Here is a 19,399-nt window from a genome sequence, read left to right as displayed (position 1 = left end):
ATGTGATGCTCCGGGTCGCGAATTGAGAATGCGCAATGGACCCGGCACATGCGTGACGCTATCGTTATCGGCTATGCATCAGCCATGCATCAGCTATGCGGGAAATTCCATGCTTCCGGCGTACTGCCAAGTGCGCCATTACCGACACCGTTCGACGGCTTGGCCGGCGCCGCGGGCGTAACAGCAGAAGCAGGCGAAGCAGCCGACGCGCTTGCCGGCGTGACGACCTTGCCGCCCTCGTCTTCCCAGCGGTTCAGTTCACGCGCACCGCGTTTTGAAGCGTCGCGCTGCGTTTGCGCCCATCGCCAGGCGAGGACGCTGCCGATCGCGAACAACGCACCGAACAGGCCGAATTTGGGTCGTGCCATTGTGATTACTCCATTTGTCTGTCGCGATTGAAGTGGTTATAGCGATTGAAGTGGTTACGACGGACGCGCGGTTATCGCGAAACCAGAATGCCCGCCAGGAAGCCGATGCCCGCGGCAATGCCAAGCGCCTGCCACGGATTGTCGCGCGTGTATTGCACCGTGCCATCCAGACTGGCGCGATACCGCTCCTGCGCATTGGATTGCGCTGCTTCAAGCGCATTGCGCGCTGTATCTACGTGATCCCGCAAACGCGTACGCAACGCATCCACGCCTTCAGCAGGCAACGTCGCGCTAAGCCGTACAAGTTCTTCCGAATCGTTCAGCAAGACCTTGATGTCTTCGATGATCTTTTGCTTGCCCAAGGACATCTGGATTGTGGTTTGACTCATGTTGTGTAACCCCTTGCCAATATCTGATAGATCTGATGAATGTGCCGTCGAACCTGGCGACTCGCGCGCCCGCATCACCCTCATCACCGCTCGCATCAAGATACGCCCGTACTGAATGGCGCCTGCTGTTCCGAACGCCGCAGTCGCATCGCGCGTAGCATGGCGCCAAGCATAAGCCCGCCGCCGAGTGCTGCAAACACGACACTCGTGACGCTCGCTGCCCGCGTGAGCGTCGGCGTGCCGGCAGCGCAAGCCATGACCACGCACATCATCGCAGTCACCAGCGCGACGGCGGCCCAGTGATAAAGATTGATCGGCTCGATCGCCAGGAGTTCCGGACGCTCGGCCGCTCGCTGAGGCGCGCGAGCCCGGCGGACCGGGCGCAGGCGCGCTTGAGCGTGGATGTCGAAATGAAGGGAATCTTCCATGGTTTCGTGCCGGAGGCCGGCCTTTCGTTTTGCGGATGCCACCCTATGCGCAGGTTTCGTGCCATCCCGATCAAGACGCATGGCGTTATGGCAAAAACCATTGATTGCATGAAAGCGCTGCGACTCCCGCACGGGTTGAACGCGTAACAATTACGTCGGCACAGGTAATTCCCTGACGATATCGGTGAAGCTTTCCGGCCCGCGGCAAGCGTTTTCCATTCGTGTGGAGATTCATCTATTTAATTGCGTTGCAAAGGTCAAAGCCCATGCAAAGCACATTGGCGCTAAGTCGTTTCGGATGGTTAAATACGGGTTATGAGATAAGCCGCATGCAAGCACCGGTTCCCGACATGACGCGGCTGGTGCCCGTCGAACGATGCTTCGCCCACCCGAGCGGCAGTCACAACGGGCCTGCCATTCGACTGGCGGTGACCGCCTCGTCTTTCCCCGAAGCTGTCGCCCGAATAACATTTGCAGGACAAAAGACTCATGGCGTCAATCGATCTGGACTCGCCGGCCGTCGCCTCCGGCGACACGCCATCGCAAAAAAAACGCAGCGCTGGTGAAATCGCCGGCCTGAAATCGTATGGACTTCTGTACGGTTCATCGCCCGTGATGATGGAGCTCTACTCGCAGATCGAACGCGTGGCCGCAACCGACGCCACCGCGTTGATCATCGGTGAATCGGGGACGGGCAAGGAACTGATTGCCCGCACGATCCACGATCAGAGCGCCCGCCGCGAAGCGCCGTTCGTCGCCGTGAATTGCGGCGCGATCCCGGATAACCTCATCGAACCCGAACTCTTCGGCCACGAGAAAGGCAGCTTCACGGGCGCCGTGCAAGGCCGCCTCGGCTACTTCGAGCATGCAAACGGCGGCACGCTGTTCCTCGACGAGGTGACCGAGATGTCGCCGGTTCGACAGGTCAAGTTACTGCGTGCGCTCGAAACAGGCACGTTCTTCCGCGTGGGCGGCAGCGACCTGATTCACTCCGATGTCCGCGTGATCGCGGCGACCAATCGCGACCCTATCGTGGCGGTGAGGGAGCACGGCTTGCGAGAGGACCTGATGTATCGCCTCGCTGTGTTTCCTCTGCGGGCGCCGCCTCTGCGTGAACGCGATACCGACCGTGAATTTCTCGCGCAGCACTTCCTCTCCGAGATGAACGCGCAAGAAGGGACGAACAAGTCCTTCAGCAAACGCGCGCTCGACATGCTGCGCACGTACTCGTGGCCGGGCAATGTGCGTGAGTTGAAGAACACCGTGTATCGCGCGTTCATCCTGGCTGAGAAGACAGTGGAGATCGCCCATCCGCACCTTGCATCGCGGGTCAAGAAACCGGTCACGCAGGGCGATGCGATGAACGTGTGGGTCGGCACGCCGCTCGCCGATGCTCAAAAGCAAATCATCCTCGGCACGCTCAAGCATTGCGGGGGAGACAAGCGGCGCGCCGCCAAGGCGCTCGGCGTGAGCCTCAAGACGCTCTACAACCGCCTCGGCACTTATGAAAACGAAGGCGGCGATGGGGAATCGTCAACGTCGCCAGGCGCGGACAGCTAGATCGCCTCACTACGATGAAGTCGATGGAGACGATGGGTCCCGATGCGGCTCATCGACTCATTCGCACGTCAGACTGTCACGCGTAGTTTTCATTTTGCGCACCACGTTCCCCGCATTTGCAATTTCTTGCAAATTTCTTTGCCCTTCATTTCGCTGCGTACTTCAAAATGCGCGGGGTCTCCGTTTGCTTAGTGTTCCTTCAGTACCCGCACAAGCAAGCCGGTGGCCATTATCGAAAGAAAAAGGAAAGGCGAGGAAGGAACAGCACCATGCAGAAATCGATTCACCGGCGTCCCCCGAACGCCGTCGCACTGGCAACGCTTCTGGCCGGAGCGCTGGCATGCTCCGCGCTTTCAGGATGTAGCTCACTTTATAGCGAAGGCGCCGTGGCAGGCGCGGGTGTTGGCGGCGCCGCGATCGCTGGCGCCGTGACGCGCAACGCTGCGGTCGCAACCGGCATTGGCCTTGGCGCCGTTGCTGCCGCCAAGGCCGGCGTGCAGTACAGCGAGCGCGTCATGCACACCTATACGCAGGACAGGATCGCCGGCGCGGCCGGACCGCTCGCCGTCGGGGCTGTCGCGCCGTGGTTCGCGGTGCATAGCGTGCCCATCGAGCCGGACGAGAAAGGCCGCGTGACGGTGAGCCGGACGATCAGCACCGGAACGCTCGACTGCAAGGAAATCGTATTCTCCGTCGATACCGACGCCACCAAGGATCAGCCGGCGGACAGCGGTTTCTATGTTGCGTCCATCTGCCGCGACGGCCAGGTGTGGAAGTGGGCGTCGGCGGAACCCGCCACACCGCGCTGGGGTGCGCTGCAATGAAGCCCGGCCTCAGTTTGATGCTCGCGACCGGCGTGGCTGCGAGCTGCGTCTTTCTCAGCGGCTGCGGGTCGATCGGTGCCGCAGCCGGCGCGGTCGCAGGGGTATCCACAGGCGCGGTCACCAGCAACCCGGCGATTGGTTTCGGCGTGGGTATCGCGGTCCAGGCCGCCACCGACGAAGCCGTCGCCCGTTTGATGAAACGCCTGCACAGCGACCAGCAGATCGCCATTGCGACGACCGCGGGCGATCTTCCTATCGGCGATACGAAACCGTGGCGAGTGAAACACTCGCTGCCGGTGGAGAACGGTCACGGCGACGTGCGCGTATTGCGTGAGTTCAGCAGCGCGCTCGCGACCTGCCGCGAGTTCGCGTTCTCGGTCGTGGACGGCGACAAGCCGGATGCGCATCAGGACTGGTTCCTCGCGCAGGCCTGCAAGGGCAATGACAATAGCGGCGGCTGGAAGTGGGCATCGGCGGAACCGGCTGTCGCGCGCTGGGGTAACCTGCAGTAGTCGTTGAGGGGTCGCTGAGCGTTGCCGTGCTTCGACGCTCAAAGACGCTTCACGCTTCACCAGCGCCAGCGCACGCTGGCGTTCCCACCCAGCGTCTCGCGGCGCGCGCCGCCTGCGTTCATCGCGTAGTGCACGCTCACGAAGACGCTGCCGCGCGCGCTGAGGTTCACCGCGACCCCGGCTGCAAGATCGGCAATCGTCGACGATGATTGCGCCGGGATGTCGGTCGTAGCATCGAAGCTTACGTGGCTCGTGGCATTGAAGTAGCGCCAGAGATTCACGCCTGCATACGGTTGCCAGGTCGCGCCCAGTCCTTGAATTCGCCCCGTCAAGCGCACGCCGACGCGGGCTGTGACGGCGTTGGGATTAGTGAAGGCGACGTTCGAAATGCCGTCGTTGAGATCATCGATGGCTGTGTGTTGCCAGATCACTTGCGCCTGCGGTTCGATGCTCAAGCCTGTTGCTAAGGGCAACGGCAAGCCGGCCTCGATGGAACCCGCTATCGACCGGCCATGCGTAGTCGGGCTGACGCCGTCGTTCGACGATGGTTTGATCGTCAACGTGCTACCGATCACGATGGCGTCGGTGTACCAGCCACCCGCGCCAATATGCGTCCAGTAAGCGCCAATGCTCCCGGCATCGATACTCAGGCTGCCCGCCTGCACGGCCGGCATGCCGAGCGCGAAACCGCTGACATCGCCTGATGCATGCGCTACGCCCAGCAGAAATCCATAGTGGTTTCGCTGCCCGTTGGCGTTGGTATCGGCATAGAGATCCTGGCCGATTTGCATGCCCCCAATCGCGCCGTTGAAATGCGGATCGACGCCCGAGTCGCTGCTCGTGATTGTCCGGTTGCCCCAGACACGGCTCCACGCCGCAGGCAACGCGCCCGTCTCGGTTAGCTGCGATTGATCGCCCGCGCGGTCTTGAAAAGTACCGATCTGCTGAATGCCGAGTTCGCGCGTCAGCGACGAAATCTCTGCATAGAGCGGCACCTCGATTCGGTAGAGCGGCGTCGGGTCGGTCAGGAGCGGCGGCGGCGCGGGCGGCGGTGACACGGGTGGTGGCGTCACGGGCGGCGGTGACACGGGCGGCGGTGACACGGGTGGTGGTGTCACGGGCGGTGGTGCCACGGGTGGTGGCGACACGGGCGGTGGTGACACGGGTGGCGGTGGCGGTGTGATGCTCGACCGCAGATACCAGTTATCTCCCGTTCCTGCGCTAACCCCGCCTCGAAACAGGAAATACGTGAAAGCCCCTGCCTTGACCGGATTCGCCAATGAAAACGCGCTCGGCGCCGTCGTGCCGCCCTGAATTGCCTGCACGACCATGATTCCATCTGCCAGCGTCAGCGCACCCGTGCCGGCGGCGTTCGTTACGCCGATCGCGGTATTTCCCGTCGCCACACCTTGCGATATCACCAGCTTCCCGCTCGGCGAGCCATCCGTGCCGAGCACGCTCTGCACCAGCAATTGCCCTCCATGCCCGACATAGTCGCCAGCAACCACCAGCGCGTTGCGCGGTCCCGCTCCGCCGGTCAGATCGATCGTTCCCGCATTGCTCAGGCTCACGCGGCCGCCCGGCAAAGCCGTAGTGATTGCAGCGTCGCCGCCACCGTTCCAGGCAAGCGTGCTGGTCGAATCGATATTGAAGAGGCCCGTTTGCGCCGTGGCGTTGCCCAGTGTCATGCCGCGATCATCGAGCGAGATCCGGCTGCCGTTAGTCAAGGCGATGCTTTCCCAACTCGTGAAGCGGCTAAGACCGCTGGCTTGCGTATGGTCGAACGTGAGAGCGTTCTGGCCGGCGCCGCCATCGAATGTCGTTAACCCGGCGAGGTTGGTGTCACTCAAATTCGACAACAGGGCGACCACCCCGCCCGCTCCGAACGACACCGTCCCACCGATTGCCCCGCCTCCCAGCCATCCGAAGGTCGTGGTCCCGTCACCCGACGCGAGGCCCTGCGCGATCGAGCCGCCCGTGACCGAGATAGTATTCGCGCCGTTGCCAAGCGTGACCGGGCCACCGATCGCCCCACCCGACAGCGTGAAGCCCGTATCGCCGGAACCGGCGGTCACAGCGGCGTCAATCGTCCCGCCTGACATGGTGAAGGTATTGAGGGCTGCGCTCAGCGCTATGCTGCCAATGCGCCCGCCCGTGATCGTGACCGCGCCGCCGTTCGTCAGGCCACCCACGACGCGTCCGCCGTTGAGCGTGAAGCGAGGCCGGGCGCCGCCCTGATCGACAGCATCCACCTGCCCCGCCTGCATGACAAACGTGTTGATGCCCGTGCCTTGACGGATCAGTCCGGTGACCGTGCCGCCGTCCATGTTGAAGGTGTTCACGCCGGTATCGGTCCACACGGCCACGCCGCCCCCGCCGATGATCTCGCCGGTATTCGTGACGGTGATCACGTACGGGCCCGTGGTTGCGATGGCCAGATTTGTCCCGCCTCGAATCACCCCGCTGTTCACAATCAGCGCGTCACCGCCGACGATCGACAAACCCTCGTTCGCGCCCGCTATAAGCCCGGTGTTGGTGAACGTGCCACCGGCGTTGGCGTCGATGGAATTGGCCTGCTCACTTTCCAGGCGAGCGCCGAGTGCGTTGACGAAGGTGACCGGGCCAGAAAAGTACGCGCCGAGCCCTTGCGCCCCGTGCGCGACAATCGCGCCTCTGTTGGTCACAAGACCTGGCGAAGGATCGAGGGACACAATGCCGTGCGCATTCGACCCGAATACATCGATTGAACCGGCGTTCGTCAGCGTCGTGTTGCCCGATCCCGACGAGCCGCCATTCGCGTAGAGACCATACGAACGAACCCCTGACGTTGTGATGGAGCCGTTGTTGACGAGCGCATCGCCCGACGTTTCCGCGGCGATGCCGTATGAGCCATCGCCGGACGTCATCAACCGGCCGTCATTGGTCAGCGTGCCGCCGCCGGCTGTCGAGAAGTCCAGCATCGCGGCTGAGTCTGCCCCGCTCGTGGTGATCAGCCCGCCGTTCGCGTTGAGCATCCTGACCGCCGGCGCCACATTGAAGATCCCTTGCGATTGCTGGCCGGTGGTCTGAATCACGCCGCTGTTGCCGTTGGTCAACGTATTGCGCCCAAGCCCCCCCACGCTCCCCGCCGCGACGATGCCACTGAACGAATCAGCGCCGACTTGCAGCGTACCGAGGTTCAACACTCCGCTGTCGTCGCGCACGAGGATGCCGTTGCCGGTCAGCACGCTCAAGCCAGCGCCGGGTTGCACGATCACGGTCACGCCCGTACTGCCAACGGCCGCCACAACAGGTGTTGGCGACGGATTGGGCGCATTGGTATTGCAGGTGGTCGTTTGTCCGCCCGCGGGCGTGAGGTTGTCGCAAGCGGCAAGTACGGCAGGTGCGCGCAACAGGCACGCCATGGCAATCGACAGAGGGGAGAGACGGCACAGACTGGACAGCGCGGGCGTTCGGGCCGCGGGAATGGGGGGCAGCGACAGGCGCGTTCGACGCATCTTTTTTGTCTCCACGTTTCAGAATGACTGAAGCGTTCGCCCTATCGCGCTTATCGCATGCAGGACTGTCTGCACGCGCGTGGCCAGGCGGGGGACTCGAAGGGTAATGCACGACTTGCGCTGAAGCAATCTTGCGGAAAACGTTCCGACAAGGCCGTACTGAATCGCTGGGAGGCTTAATGGGCGGGGCTTCCGGCCAAACCTGAAATAACCGCGCCTGACGTTTTCAAGGTCGTCGGCAATCAGGTTCCTGGCGGACCGAAGACGTTCGATTAGCACAACCGAACAGCCAGTCGATGACTAAAACATCGCCCTTATGACGCAAAAAACGCGGCGTCCGTTTCCGGATCAGCCGCGTTTTTTTTGCGCCGGTCAGCGCCCTTCACCCTTTATTCAGCGTGCATCAGGACTCGACGTCTTCCAGGCTGAAAATCTCGGTCTGGTCGTTGTACGAGAAAATCTCGCCGTAACGGCCCCAGTTGATCACCGCGTCCAGGGTTTCCTCGGCGGCTTTATCGGAGAGAAAATCTTCCAGTTCCTGTTCGAAGCGCACGCGCGGCGCACGATGCCCCGGCCGCTCGTTCAGCACCTTCTTGATCCGTGCGGCGAGCGGCACGTGCCGCAGCAAATGCTCCGCGAACATCATCTTGCGTTCCTGCGTCCCGAACTCGGCGAACACGCGGGCCGGCGGCGTCAGGAAGATGTCGCCCTCGCGCACATCGGCGAAACCGAGATGCTGCAGCACTTCGGCCACCGGAAACAGATCGTCGACTTCCAGATGCAGCGAACGCGCGATCTCCGGCATGTCGGCACGGCCGTGGTACGGATCGGCGGCAAGCGTCTCGATCAGGCCGGCCATCAGGTTGGTCGAGACCTGCGGCAGCCAGCTGTTCAGCTCGAGGCCCTTCTTCTTGCCTTCGTCAAGTTGACGTGCGGTCATCTTGGCGTAGATATCGTCGACCAGACGGCGGAACGCGGGGTCGAGCCGGTTGCGCGGATGTTTGAACGGCACGCGGATTTCCGCCATGACGCGCCCCGGATTCGACGACAACACCAGGATCCGGTCGCACATGAATACCGCTTCTTCAATGTTGTGCGTCACGATCAGCACCGACTTGATCGGCATCTTGCCTTGCGTCCAGAGATCGAGCAGGTCGGTACGCAAGTTTTCGGCGGTCAGCACGTCGAGTGCGGAGAACGGCTCGTCCATCAGCAGGAGCGTGGGGTCGACCACCAGCGCGCGCGCAAAGCCCACTCGCTGGCGCATGCCACCCGACAACTCACGCGGATATGCGTTCTCGAAACCGTCCAGGCCGATCAGGTCGATTGCTGCCAGCGCCCGCTCGCGCCGCACCTTTGCCGGCACGCCCTGCGCTTCCAGTCCCGCTTCCACGTTCTGCAGCACGGTCAGCCACGGAAACAGCGCGAAGGTCTGGAAGACCATGGCCACGCCTTTTGCCGGACCGTGCAGCGGCTCCTTCATATAGGTAACCTGGCCGCCGGTCGGCTCGATCAGTCCGGCGATGATCCGCAGCAAAGTTGACTTGCCGGAACCCGAACGCCCCAGCAACCCAACAATCTCGCCTTCGTTGAGCGTCAGGTTCACGTCTTCGAGCACGAGCAGCTCGCCCTGCGTCTTGTTGAAGCCGCGACTGACGTTCTCGACGTTCAGGATTTCCTGGCCGCGGCGCGGCGGGATCGGCGGCGTTTGGGTAGTCGTATTCGTCTGCGTTGACATGGTCGCTCGCGCGTTGCTGATGACAAGAATTGAATGATAGGGCCGCTGGCGGCGGGTGTTCAGTCAAGGTGCAATGAAGCGCCTCAGACTCAGTCCAGCCTCAGGCGTGCTTCGGAGTAAGCGAACAACGGCCGCCACAAGAGCCGGTTAAAGAGTGTGACGAACAGCGACATCACGGCAATACCGAGAATGATTTTCGGATAGTCGCCGTTGGTCGTGCTTTCCGCTATATACGCGCCAAGCCCGTGCGCCACGATTTTCGTATGGCCCCACGACACCGCTTCCGCCACGATGCTCGCATTCCAGGCCCCGCCCGACGCGGTGATCGCGCCGGTCACGTAGTACGGGAAAATGCCCGGCAGGATGGCCTGGCGCCACCACTGCCAGCCTTTGATCTGGAAATTGGTGGCCGCTTCACGGTAATCGTTCGGATACGACGTCGCCCCGGCGATCACGTTGAAAAGGATATACCACTGCGTGCCGAGCACAATCAGCGGCGAGAGCCAGATATCCGGGTTCAGGTCGAACTTCACGATCACCACGACAAACACCGGGAACAGCAGGTTCGCCGGGAACGCGGCCAGGAACTGCGCGAGCGGCTGGATCTTGCTGGCGAGAGCAGGCCGCAGCCCGATCAAGACACCGACCGGAACCCAGATCACCGACGCCAGCGCGATCAGCACCATCACGCGAAATAGCGTGATCAAGCCCAGCCAGAAGACGTGCCCGACTTCACCCCATGTGACGCCGGTGCTCACGAACAGCGTCACCTTCCACACGAGGAACACCGTCAGCGCGAGGACAATGATCGCCCACGCGATATCGCCTGCGCGGGACGGATTGCTGGGCTTGCCAGTCGCCGGCCCCGACAACGCGCCTATCTGGAATTTCGGCAGGCGGCCTTGCAGCGAGGGCAGCTTCAGCGGCACCCGCGCCATCTTGCCGATCACCCACCCAGCCGGCACGAGCAACTGGTGAATCAGGCGCGTGCGGCGGATCAGGTCGAGCAGCCACGACTCCGGCACGTTGCCCGAGCTCGTGTTTTCCATGCGGAATTTGTCGGCCCAGGCAACCAGCGGACGAAACATGAGCTGATCGTAGGCCAGGATCACAACGGTCATTGCCAGGATCACCCAGCCGATCGCGCCGAGATTGCGCTCGCCAATAGCGGTTGCCAGATACGCGCCGATACCCGGCAGCACGATGGTGCGGTTACCGACCACGATCGCTTCGGAGGCGACCACGAAGAACCAGCCGCCCGACATCGACATCATCATGTTCCAGATGAGGCCGGGCATCGAAAACGGCACTTCGAGCTTCCAGAAGCGCTGCCAGTTGGTCAGGTGAAAACCGCGCGAGACTTCATCGAGATCGCGCGGCACGGTGCGCAGCGACTGATAGAAGCTGAACGTCATGTTCCACGCCTGGCTCGTAAAAATGGCGAAGATCGCCGCCAGCTCGGCGCCGAACACGCGCCCCGGGAACAAGGCGAGAAAGAACGTGACCGTGAACGAGATATAACCGAGCACCGGCACCGACTGGAGAATGTCCAGGATCGGCACGAGCACGATGGACGCCCGCCGGCTCTTCGCCGCGAGCGTGCCGTAGATCAGTGTGAAGACCAGCGACGCCACCATGGCGGCCAGCATGCGCAAGGTAGTTCGCAGCGCGTATTCGGGCAGGTTCGCCGGGTCGAGCGAGATGGCCTGCGTTTGCAGCGTGGAGATGGGCGCCAGCGTCTCGTGAAAGCCGACCACGGTCAGCGCGAGCACGCAGATAATCAGCGGGAACGCGACGAAGTCCCATCGATTAGGCAACAGACGCCACGCCGAAGCGTTCGCCGTTCGAGTCAGGTTAAAGCCAAAATCCATTCCACGCCCTTCCCGTTGAGGCTTGTTGCAGGAGGTTATCGTTGCACGAGGCAACGTCCGGCGCCTGTGTTCTTCCCGGCGCCTGTGTTCTTCGCCTGTGTCCTTGTTTCCAAGCGGATGCTCCGCTCTTCCCTCATCCGCCAGGCGCGGTGCAGGCTATAACCTCGCCTCCCCGCGCCTCCCCTTCACCGGCGGAGTTCTGTGCGTTCCGGGCAGGACCCGGCGCAGAGTGGTCCGGCGCCATTGCACGCTCGTGCACTCGCACACTCGACTCCCCGGCCGACACAAAACTTGACCATTTCAGAAACGCACGACACTACACCAACCTCTGTTTCACGCACAACCTCGGCCGGCGGGTCTGTGGCGTGTTTTCCGCAGTTACTGTCCTGAGAACCGCTTTTGGGCTAAACAGCTAACCCGCGGCCAAGTTGGACACACGGTTCAGAAACGCGCGCTCGCGCCGATAACAACTTGATGGCCGGGAGAAAACGTCGTCCAATCGGGGCGTACAAGCGTGGGCCGCGTGTTTGAACCGGAGCGAACCTGGGCAAATCGGACTGCGGGACGCCCGCCGGGCGAACGAACCAGGCAAGCGGTGCGGCTGACGCAGATTCCGGCCTGCGGCAACGACACTCGGGCGAACTTCCGATGTGCGCACCGCTGCGCCCGGTAAGATGCTCACATGTCGCTAAAACACTCATAACATGCTGGTTGCGCGGGGTTGTGCCACAGTCCCGTGCAACGGTCAGACAGGCCAGAGGATCGATGAACAAGACAACCTTTCACCGCGCTATCGCGACGCTCGTCTTCGCGTTGCTCGCATGCGTGTGCTGGGTTGCCGCCGGAATGGTGTCGGACCGAATGGTACAGCAAGAACTGGCCACGTCGGTACGGGTGGAGCAGCAAATGGCTGCGTCGATCGTCGACAACACCGCGCAGATCATTGCCAGCGACCTCGCCATGTCCCGCGCGATTCCGGCCACTATCGCCGAAATGGACATGATCCAGCTGGCGCTCGCCCAATCCCACAGCTCCGCCGAAGAAATCAGCCAAACCGAGCCCGAGCGGCGAGCCAAGTTGCTGGCCGTGCCCGCGCTCGCCAAACTCGACGACTTCCTGCGCAACGCCCGGGGCTTCACGGGCCTCGACTATGTATGGGTCGTCAATAGCGATGGATTTTGCGTGGCGTCGAGCAATGGACTCGACTCCAATAGCTTCGTCGGCGCCGACATGCGCATGCGCGGTTATATCCAGAAAGCGCTGCTCGGCGCGTTCAACGAGACTTACGGCGTCGGCAGGTTGAGCGGCGATCCGGGCATTTTCATCGCCACGCCGGTGTATCGCGACGGCTTCCTGGTGGGCGCGGTGATCGCGAAAGTGAGTGTCGACCGCTTGCGCCACTGGGTGGCGCGCGCGGGCACGTTCGTCACCGACGGCAACGGCGTGATCGTCATGGCGCACGAAAGCCAGCTCGAAAACCGCGTGCTGCCGGATTCGCCCGTGCTGCGGATGTCGCGGTCAGAGCGGCTGGATGCGTATCGGCGAGTCGATTTCCGCACGCTGCCGCTGACCAACATTGGAGAACGCGTGCGGGCGGACGCGCCCTGGCTGCCGCCATCGCTTGCGCGCTCGTTTTTCTCCACCGGCGACAGCAACGTCCCCTCCCTCTACGATGAACGCACCGGTCTGAACTCGGGGCTTGCCGCGCATATTGTCCATCCGCTGCCGAACTGGGCGGAAATTGTGAGCAATCAACGTCGCGACAGACTGCTGGTGTTCCTGACGGCGCTCGGCGTGAGCCTGCTGGCTATTGTGATCACCGTGTCATACCTGCGCGAACGGCGCTTGCATCGGGCCACGCGCCATCTGGCCAACCAGTTGCAATCGGCCAATGCGCTGCTGTCCGCCGAAGCCCGGCACGACGCGTTGACCGGCGCGTTGTCGCGACGTTATTTCCTGGACACCTTGCGCCGCGAAGTCGACCTCGCCCGCGCGGGCGGCGTGCCGCTGTCGGTTGCTATCGCCGATCTCGACTACTTCAAGCAGGTGAACGACCGCTTCGGCCACGCAACCGGCGACCGCGCACTCGAACATTTCGTGCGAATGTGCGAGGAGCAACTGCGCGCGAGCGACGGTGTCGGGCGCCTGGGCGGTGAGGAATTCGGTCTGCTGCTGCCGCACACCGCACTCGCTGATGCCCACACGGTTCTCGAACGCCTGCGCAAACGCTTCAACCAGGAGCATTGCGCTTATCTCCCCGATGACACCACGTTGAGCGTGAGCATCGGCATCACGGAACTGAGCGACGGCGACACGGCTGAAAACCTGCTCAAGCGCGCGGACCTGGCGTTGTACGCGGCGAAATCGGGAGGGCGCGACCGCAGTGAAGTGCGCCCGGCCGATACCCGGCCGCCCATGCCGCGGCATCCTGAAACGGCCTGACGCAAAGCTGAACCCGCAGTAAAACCACAAATTGGCGAAACGTTGGCTGAAAGGCGTGGTGCGGCAGCGGCACGACAGCAGGTATTATCGAACTTCGAATTCGATATCTGCCGTTATCCAGAATCAGGAGGGGTGCATGAAGGGAAATCTGGTCATTGTCTGCCGCGATCAGGACGCTGACGCATTCGATCACTTGCTGGCCGAATATGGTGCGTTCCAGACGCGGCTCTCTTCGACTGCCTGGTATTTGCGTCTCGATGTCGCGCCTGAAGTGATCCAGGAGGAAATCCTGGCGCGGTTCGGCAAATACACCACGCACTATATTTTCGAAGCAGCGACCGTGACGTACAACACGGTCGACAGCGAAGCCGCTTCCGCGCTCAACACCTTGTTCGACTAATGGTTTCGGTTCGCGCCAGGCTTGGGTTTGCTGGCGCGGGAGTGTTGGCCGCGAGGTCTTGACCACTCCCTCGAACCGTCAGCCCGAGGACGCCAAGCCCCGGGCTGGTCAATCACATCATGCGCGCTTCATGCAGCACGTCGCCATGGAGCATCTCGGCCGAGCGCGCCACCACATCGAAAGGAAAGGTCATCACGACCTGCAGGCCGCCTTCGGGGCGATTGCCAATGTCACATTCACCGCCAGCCCGCCGCACCAGCCGCTCGACAATCGCCAGGCCCAGCCCGCTGTGGCCGCTGCCGCCGCGCGCCGGATCGAGCCTGACGAACGGCCGGCTCGCCTTCACCAGATCGTGTGCCGCGATCCCACTGCCGTTGTCCATGACACGCAAGATCCAGCCATTCGTGCCGCGCAACGTTTCGATGACGACCGGCGGTGCGCCGTACGCGTGAGCGTTATCGAGCAGGTTCGACAGCAAGCGGTCAAGCGTCGCCGCGGGCAACGCGAAATCCCGCCCGGCAGTTAGCCGCGTCTGTACGGACGGCGCTCCTACGGTAACGGCGCGATAACTGCGCGCGATGCGCTCGCACTGCTGATCGACTTCGGCGGGCTCGCTGCGATCGGCGCCGTCGTGTGCGAACACCAGGAACTGGTCGACGATATGCGCCATGGAGTCCACGTCACGCACCACGCCATCCCGAACTTTCGCTTCGTCCATCATTTCAGCACGCAGGCGCAAACGCGCAAGCGGCGTCTTCAGATCATGGGCGACCCCTGCGAGCATGACCGCACGATCGCTTTCCGTCTGCTCCACTTCGCGCACCATCTGGTTGAACCCGTGGGTCAATTGCCGCAGCTCGCGCGGACCCCGTTCCGGTACCGGCGGAGTCGGTTCACCCCGGCCAAAACGTCCGACCGCTTGCGCCAGCGAACGCAACGGCGTCTGTAATTGCCACGCGGCAAACAGAGCCGCCATCACGGCGGTCGAGAAAATGATCGCCAGCCAAAGCAGCATGCGGTCGCGCGAACGCGGCGGACGCAGGGGCTGCACCGGCACCACGATCCAGTTCGCGTCCTTCGCGCTTCGCACCCACAGGCGCGGCGGGCCGCCCGGCTCGCCGATGCGAACGTCGGTGCCGTCCGGCAGCCGATCCCGCAAGTCGTCGATAAACCGGCTGAACGGCGGCGGCACGCGGCTGGAATCGGCGTCGGTGAAGGGTTTGGGAACGTCGGGACTGTTGGCCTCGACGACGCGCACGCTCGACGGCAGCGGCTGATCGGGCGAATTCGCGATGTGCTGGCGCACGGCGTCGACCAGGAACGCGGCCTCTTCTACCGCGTACCGGGTTTGCGTCTGGTCACGTTCGAGCCGGATGACCGTGAACCAGGCGACGTGCGACAGCACGAGCACGCCAATGACCAGGACAACCAGCCGGCCGAACAATGAATCAATGGGCCGACGCATTTTGCTCGCCGTCCGGCACGAACACATAACCGCGTCCGCGCACCGTCTGGATGAAGCGCGGCGTGGACGGATCGGTTTCGAGAATCCGGCGCAGACGCCACACCTGCACGTCGATACCCCGGTCGGTGCCGTCGTATTCCGGGCCGTGCAGCAGTTCGAGCAGGCGCTCACGCGTCAGCGTGCGCATGGGGTGATTGACGAAAATCTTCAGCAATGCGAACTCGCTGCCCGACAGCGTGAGCGGGGTTTCGTCCTGATGAAGCGTGCGCGACTGGAAGTCGAGCCGGAAACGCCCGAATGAAAACGGTTCGCGCTGCTCGGGCGCGGCCGACGGAATCGTCCGGCGCCGGCGCAACACCGCCTGCACGCGCGCCAGCAGTTCGCGCGGATTGAACGGTTTGCCGAGATAGTCGTCAGCGCCGAGTTCCAATCCGACAATGCGATCCACATCGTCCGCGCGCGCCGTCAGCATGATCACCGGGATGTCGTCACCCGACGCGCGGAGCTTGCGCAACGCGGTCAGTCCATCTACACCCGGCATCATCAGGTCGAGCACGATCAGGTCCGGGCGCTCGCGTTCGAGGCGCCGTTCGAGTGTGCCCGCGTCATGCAGCACCGATACCTCGATGCCTTGCCGGACCAGGTAGTCGCGCAGGAGATCGCGCAGTTCTGAGTCGTCGTCGACGACAAGTATTTGAGTAGCCATGCGACGCAGTTTAACGCCTGCGCGGGGCCTCCATGTTGCGAACACAGCGGAAACGTTTACTGGGTGTTACTGCGAAAGGCGAAAGTAAACCCGCGTAATAACGCGGCCCCTGCTCGTAACACGCGCTTGGCCGTGACTGTCTACGCTGTGTCTTACCGAAGGCGCGACCACAGAAACGGCGCCGCCAGATCGGCTCTGGAAATCAAAAAAGGAGTAGACCATGTTGAAGCAGTCCCGATTCCTCGCCACCGCCGTCGCTGCGCTCGCCCTGTCGATCGGCGCGCTCAACGCCGCCAGCGCCGCCACGCCCGACGCTCCGCCGCCCGGCGCTTCGGGCATGATGGGCGGTCCTGGAGGCCCGGGCGGGCATCATGGGGAAATGCGCATGAAGAAAGAGCTGGACAAGTTGCATAGCCAGCTCAATCTCAACGCGGACCAGGAAAAAGCGTGGCAGGCCGCGCTCGGCACCATGAAGCAGAATCACGAGGCCATGCGTGAGAGCCACAAGCAGATGCACGCACAATTGGCGTCGATGAAGCAGCAGCCCATTCTCGACCTGAACGCCATGTACGCGGCGCATCAGAAAATCGAGCAGCAGAATGCCCAGTTGCGCGACCAGACGAGCGCCGCGTGGCTGAACTTCTATAACACGCTGAACGACCAGCAGAAAACCACGGTCAGCACGGCGCTCAAGCAGCGCTTCGCGAGAATGGAAGCGCACCGGGAAAAGATGCATGAGGGCTGGAGTCAGCATGGGGGCATGCACGGCGCGCCCGCTGGAGCATCGGCCGCTAATCCGTAAGCGCCGTTTGATGTGGCCTGGGGCCGGTGATGGAAGCGGCGCGAGCCGTGGGTTTCATCGCATGGCCCCTGCCCCAAGCCGTTCCAACCAACATTGGAACGGCTTTTTTTGCGTTGGCTCAATTTGACGCTGCGTTTCGCGTGCCAACTACGGCCGATACAGACTGCCACGTGATGATCCGGCGGACACGCGACAACGCGTCATCCAGGCTTTGCCGGGAAATCCGAGGTGCAGTAAACAACGAAAAAGGGCCGCGAAATTGCTTCCGCGGCCCTTTTGCGTTCTATCGGCCGAAGGCGGTAAAACCCGGCCGGTAGCCGTTCTACCCCGCTTTACGCCAGGTCGAACAGGATCACTTCAGCGCCGGCGCCTTGATCCAGCGTGACCTTCGACACCCCTTCCAGCTTCGCAGCGTCGCCGGTGGCGAGCGCTTTGCCGTTCACCGAAATCGCGCCCCGCGCCACATGCACATACACGCGGCGCCCTGAAGGCACGTCGAATTCTGCGCGTTCATCGCCGTCGAAAAGACCTGCGTAGACTTCGGCATCCGCACCCAGCTTCACCGCGCCGTCCCGACCCTGCGGTGACGCGATCACCCGCAGCCGGCCACGCTTTTCAGCGTCGTCGAAACGCTTTTCCTCGTAGCCCGGCGCATCGCCCGCTGCGTCCGGGATGATCCAGATCTGCAGGAAATGCGCGGTTTCCGTGTCCGAGCCGTTGAACTCGCTATGGCGCACGCCGGTGCCGGCGCTCATGCGCTGGACATCGCCGGGACGGATGGTCGAGCCGTTGCCCATGCTGTCCTTGTGCGACAGTGCACCTTCGAGCACGTAACTGATGATTTCCATGTCGCGATGGCCGTGCGTCCCGAAACCCTGGCCACCCGCCACACGATCCTCGTTGATGACCCGCAGCGCGCCGAAATGCACGTGCTTCGGGTCGTCGTAGCCGGCGAAAGAAAAGCTGTGATACGAATCAAGCCAGCCATGATTAGCGTGGCCACGTTCATTGGCGCGTCGGATTTCAAACATTTCGAACTCCCGGTGATATTGCGATGGAGAGAATGTAAGGGCGCGCAGCGCGCTAAACAATCGCCCGCGCAGACACCACACCGTTCTGAAAATGCATGCAATCGCGACAATGCACGGGCTTTGTCGAGACATTCGCGCCAAGCGGCGGGGCAATGGGAAGCATAGTCTGCCCCTCGGGCTCGCCTGTCGGGTTCGGGTAGAATACCGGCCTTTTCTACGGTCAGCGGGTGCCGGACATCTTGGGGCCTCGCCGAACGGCCCTGCCGGAAAACCGCGCCCGCATAGCCGCATGGCGCGTTCGCGGACTTCAGCCGGTGTCGCATTTTTTCGGGTGAAAGGTCTTTGTCGACAAAACGCACCAATTTTGGACGCCTAGAATAAGCTCCGCCGAAGACGGTCGGTTGACGGCGATGCATCCGGACAAGTCAGCGGTTTGTCGACGAAGAGGAACAGAAACAGGGATAAAGGCAGATAGAAGCGCGCGGCAGCTGACGGCGGGGGAAGATAAACCAGGAACCAAGCAACTCGAGAGGCCCAGGTTCACCGAACACCCGAAGCAGGCCGCCAGACAGCGGTTACGCGAATTCAGGCAAAAAAAGCGCGGCTGAACAGGCCACAGCGGCAAGAGCGAAGGCCACGGCACACGCGCACGTCATCAAGGAATCACCATGTTTCTGCAAGGCTACGGGCCGCTTATCCTCTCGGGCACATGGCAAACCGTCAAGCTGGCGGTCTTGTCGCTCGTGTTCGCATTCGTGATCGGCCTCCTCGGGGCGGCGGCGAAACTGTCGAGAAACCGGGTTTCGTCGGGCGTCGGTACGGTCTACACCACGCTCGTGCGCGGCGTTCCCGACCTCGTGCTGATGCTGCTCCTGTTCTACAGCATCCAGATCTGGTTGAATCACCTCACCGATTTCCTGGGCTGGGATCAGATCGATATCGATCCGTTCGTGGCCGGTGTCATCGTGCTCGGGTTCATCTACGGCGCATATTTCACCGAGACTTTCCGCGGCGCATTCCTCTCCGTGCCGCGCGGCCAGCTTGAAGCAGGCGCGGCTTACGGCATGACGCCATGGCAAACCTTCTCGCGAATCATGTTCCCGCAGATGATGCGTTTCGCGCTGCCGGGCATCGGCAACAACTGGCAGGTGATGGTGAAAGCGACCGCGCTGGTATCCATCATCGGTCTGGCGGACGTGGTCAAGGCCGCGCAAGACGCCGGCAAGGGCACGTTGCGGTTCTTCTTTTTCACGCTGCTCGCGGGCGCGGTCTATCTCGTGATCACCACGGTATCGAATCTCGTGCTGATCTGGCTTGAGCGGCGGTACTCGTCTGGCGTGCGCAAGGCTGACCTGTAGCCATGACA

At 62.5% G+C, this 19,399-nt stretch carries 16 protein-coding genes; 7 read left to right on the top strand and 9 right to left on the bottom strand.

Features of this window, described 5'->3' with window-relative positions:
* Positions 1-89 precede the first annotated feature (89 nt).
* The 3 genes from ACSOSP_RS18040 to ACSOSP_RS18030 form a co-directional block, all read right to left on the bottom strand.
* Positions 90-368 carry a hypothetical protein gene (locus ACSOSP_RS18040; RefSeq protein ID WP_455308657.1) on the bottom strand — a complete coding sequence of 93 codons (279 nt, stop codon included), beginning with the start codon at positions 366-368 and terminating at the stop codon, positions 90-92.
* A gap of 71 nt (positions 369-439) precedes the next feature.
* Positions 440-757, bottom strand: a complete 318-nt coding sequence (locus tag ACSOSP_RS18035; protein ID WP_455308656.1) for a DUF883 family protein — start codon at positions 755-757, stop codon at positions 440-442.
* A gap of 95 nt (positions 758-852) precedes the next feature.
* Entirely contained in the window at positions 853-1,185 is a 333-nt protein-coding gene (locus ACSOSP_RS18030; RefSeq protein WP_455308655.1) for a hypothetical protein, read from the bottom strand.
* Between the two features lie 489 nt (positions 1,186-1,674).
* On the opposite strand from ACSOSP_RS18030, the gene ACSOSP_RS18025 reads away from it, so the two are divergent.
* The 3 genes from ACSOSP_RS18025 to ACSOSP_RS18015 all read left to right on the top strand — a co-directional run bounded on the left by ACSOSP_RS18025 (position 1,675) and on the right by ACSOSP_RS18015 (position 4,081).
* Positions 1,675-2,745 carry a sigma-54 interaction domain-containing protein gene (locus ACSOSP_RS18025; protein ID WP_455308654.1) on the top strand — a complete coding sequence of 357 codons (1,071 nt, stop codon included), beginning with the start codon at positions 1,675-1,677 and terminating at the stop codon, positions 2,743-2,745.
* A 269-nt stretch (positions 2,746-3,014) separates the two neighbouring features.
* Positions 3,015-3,569: a hypothetical protein gene (locus ACSOSP_RS18020; RefSeq protein WP_455308653.1), complete on the top strand. Its 555-nt coding sequence runs from the start codon at positions 3,015-3,017 to the stop codon at positions 3,567-3,569.
* Positions 3,566-4,081 (top strand): hypothetical protein, encoded by a 516-nt coding sequence (locus ACSOSP_RS18015; RefSeq protein WP_455308652.1) that lies wholly within the window; start codon positions 3,566-3,568, stop codon positions 4,079-4,081. The genes ACSOSP_RS18020 and ACSOSP_RS18015 overlap by 4 nt, the downstream gene beginning before the upstream one ends.
* Before the next feature lie 56 nt (positions 4,082-4,137).
* On the opposite strand, the gene ACSOSP_RS18010 is transcribed toward ACSOSP_RS18015, so the two are convergent.
* From ACSOSP_RS18010 to ACSOSP_RS18000, 3 genes are all read right to left on the bottom strand, one after another.
* On the bottom strand, positions 4,138-7,578 hold the full coding sequence (locus ACSOSP_RS18010; protein ID WP_455308651.1) for an autotransporter family protein: 3,441 nt from the start codon (positions 7,576-7,578) through the stop codon (positions 4,138-4,140).
* A 403-nt stretch (positions 7,579-7,981) separates the two neighbouring features.
* The gene (locus ACSOSP_RS18005) at positions 7,982-9,316 is read right to left on the bottom strand and encodes an ABC transporter ATP-binding protein (RefSeq protein WP_455308650.1); all 1,335 of its coding nucleotides are present in this window, start codon (positions 9,314-9,316) and stop codon (positions 7,982-7,984) included.
* An 89-nt stretch (positions 9,317-9,405) separates the two neighbouring features.
* Positions 9,406-11,187, bottom strand: coding sequence for an ABC transporter permease (locus tag ACSOSP_RS18000; RefSeq protein WP_455308649.1), 1,782 nt, complete (start codon positions 11,185-11,187; stop codon positions 9,406-9,408).
* A 765-nt stretch (positions 11,188-11,952) separates the two neighbouring features.
* On the opposite strand from ACSOSP_RS18000, the gene ACSOSP_RS17995 reads away from it, so the two are divergent.
* Positions 11,953-13,629 carry a sensor domain-containing diguanylate cyclase gene (locus tag ACSOSP_RS17995; RefSeq protein WP_455308648.1) on the top strand — a complete coding sequence of 559 codons (1,677 nt, stop codon included), beginning with the start codon at positions 11,953-11,955 and terminating at the stop codon, positions 13,627-13,629.
* A 136-nt stretch (positions 13,630-13,765) separates the two neighbouring features.
* The gene (locus ACSOSP_RS17990; RefSeq protein ID WP_031362550.1) at positions 13,766-14,029 is read left to right on the top strand and encodes a double-stranded DNA-specific endonuclease; all 264 of its coding nucleotides are present in this window, start codon (positions 13,766-13,768) and stop codon (positions 14,027-14,029) included.
* Between the two features lie 112 nt (positions 14,030-14,141).
* Here ACSOSP_RS17990 and ACSOSP_RS17985 read toward each other — a convergent pair whose 3' ends face one another.
* Both ACSOSP_RS17985 and ACSOSP_RS17980 read right to left on the bottom strand, forming a co-directional pair.
* Positions 14,142-15,494 carry an ATP-binding protein gene (locus tag ACSOSP_RS17985; RefSeq protein WP_455308647.1) on the bottom strand — a complete coding sequence of 451 codons (1,353 nt, stop codon included), beginning with the start codon at positions 15,492-15,494 and terminating at the stop codon, positions 14,142-14,144.
* Complete coding sequence (locus ACSOSP_RS17980; protein ID WP_031362548.1) at positions 15,478-16,200, bottom strand: response regulator; 723 nt, start codon at positions 16,198-16,200, stop codon at positions 15,478-15,480. The genes ACSOSP_RS17985 and ACSOSP_RS17980 overlap by 17 nt, the downstream gene beginning before the upstream one ends.
* A gap of 220 nt (positions 16,201-16,420) precedes the next feature.
* On the opposite strand from ACSOSP_RS17980, the gene ACSOSP_RS17975 reads away from it, so the two are divergent.
* Positions 16,421-17,002: a periplasmic heavy metal sensor gene (locus ACSOSP_RS17975; RefSeq protein ID WP_455308646.1), complete on the top strand. Its 582-nt coding sequence runs from the start codon at positions 16,421-16,423 to the stop codon at positions 17,000-17,002.
* A gap of 332 nt (positions 17,003-17,334) precedes the next feature.
* On the opposite strand, the gene ACSOSP_RS17970 is transcribed toward ACSOSP_RS17975, so the two are convergent.
* Complete coding sequence (locus tag ACSOSP_RS17970; RefSeq protein ID WP_455308645.1) at positions 17,335-18,033, bottom strand: pirin family protein; 699 nt, start codon at positions 18,031-18,033, stop codon at positions 17,335-17,337.
* A gap of 668 nt (positions 18,034-18,701) precedes the next feature.
* On the opposite strand from ACSOSP_RS17970, the gene ACSOSP_RS17965 reads away from it, so the two are divergent.
* Positions 18,702-19,391: an ABC transporter permease gene (locus tag ACSOSP_RS17965; RefSeq protein WP_455308644.1), complete on the top strand. Its 690-nt coding sequence runs from the start codon at positions 18,702-18,704 to the stop codon at positions 19,389-19,391.
* The last annotated feature ends 8 nt before the right edge of the window (positions 19,392-19,399 follow it).

It is taken from the genome of Caballeronia sp. KNU42 (genome assembly GCF_053760385.1).
This window is presented reverse-complemented; position numbering and strand designations above follow the sequence as displayed.

Coding starts and splice junctions, on each gene's coding strand:
- ACSOSP_RS17990 (WP_031362550.1), top strand. CDS start 13,766: ATGAAGGGAAATCTGGTCATTGTCTGCCGCGATCAGGACGCTGACGCA.
- ACSOSP_RS17985 (WP_455308647.1), bottom strand. CDS start 15,494: ATGCGTCGGCCCATTGATTCATTGTTCGGCCGGCTGGTTGTCCTGGTC.
- ACSOSP_RS17980 (WP_031362548.1), bottom strand. CDS start 16,200: ATGGCTACTCAAATACTTGTCGTCGACGACGACTCAGAACTGCGCGAT.
- ACSOSP_RS17965 (WP_455308644.1), top strand. CDS start 18,702: ATGTTTCTGCAAGGCTACGGGCCGCTTATCCTCTCGGGCACATGGCAA.
- ACSOSP_RS18005 (WP_455308650.1), bottom strand. CDS start 9,316: ATGTCAACGCAGACGAATACGACTACCCAAACGCCGCCGATCCCGCCG.
- ACSOSP_RS18010 (WP_455308651.1), bottom strand. CDS start 7,578: ATGCGTCGAACGCGCCTGTCGCTGCCCCCCATTCCCGCGGCCCGAACG.
- ACSOSP_RS17995 (WP_455308648.1), top strand. CDS start 11,953: ATGAACAAGACAACCTTTCACCGCGCTATCGCGACGCTCGTCTTCGCG.
- ACSOSP_RS18025 (WP_455308654.1), top strand. CDS start 1,675: ATGGCGTCAATCGATCTGGACTCGCCGGCCGTCGCCTCCGGCGACACG.
- ACSOSP_RS18035 (WP_455308656.1), bottom strand. CDS start 757: ATGAGTCAAACCACAATCCAGATGTCCTTGGGCAAGCAAAAGATCATC.
- ACSOSP_RS18020 (WP_455308653.1), top strand. CDS start 3,015: ATGCAGAAATCGATTCACCGGCGTCCCCCGAACGCCGTCGCACTGGCA.
- ACSOSP_RS17970 (WP_455308645.1), bottom strand. CDS start 18,033: ATGTTTGAAATCCGACGCGCCAATGAACGTGGCCACGCTAATCATGGC.
- ACSOSP_RS17975 (WP_455308646.1), top strand. CDS start 16,421: ATGTTGAAGCAGTCCCGATTCCTCGCCACCGCCGTCGCTGCGCTCGCC.
- ACSOSP_RS18015 (WP_455308652.1), top strand. CDS start 3,566: ATGAAGCCCGGCCTCAGTTTGATGCTCGCGACCGGCGTGGCTGCGAGC.
- ACSOSP_RS18040 (WP_455308657.1), bottom strand. CDS start 368: ATGGCACGACCCAAATTCGGCCTGTTCGGTGCGTTGTTCGCGATCGGC.
- ACSOSP_RS18030 (WP_455308655.1), bottom strand. CDS start 1,185: ATGGAAGATTCCCTTCATTTCGACATCCACGCTCAAGCGCGCCTGCGC.
- ACSOSP_RS18000 (WP_455308649.1), bottom strand. CDS start 11,187: ATGGATTTTGGCTTTAACCTGACTCGAACGGCGAACGCTTCGGCGTGG.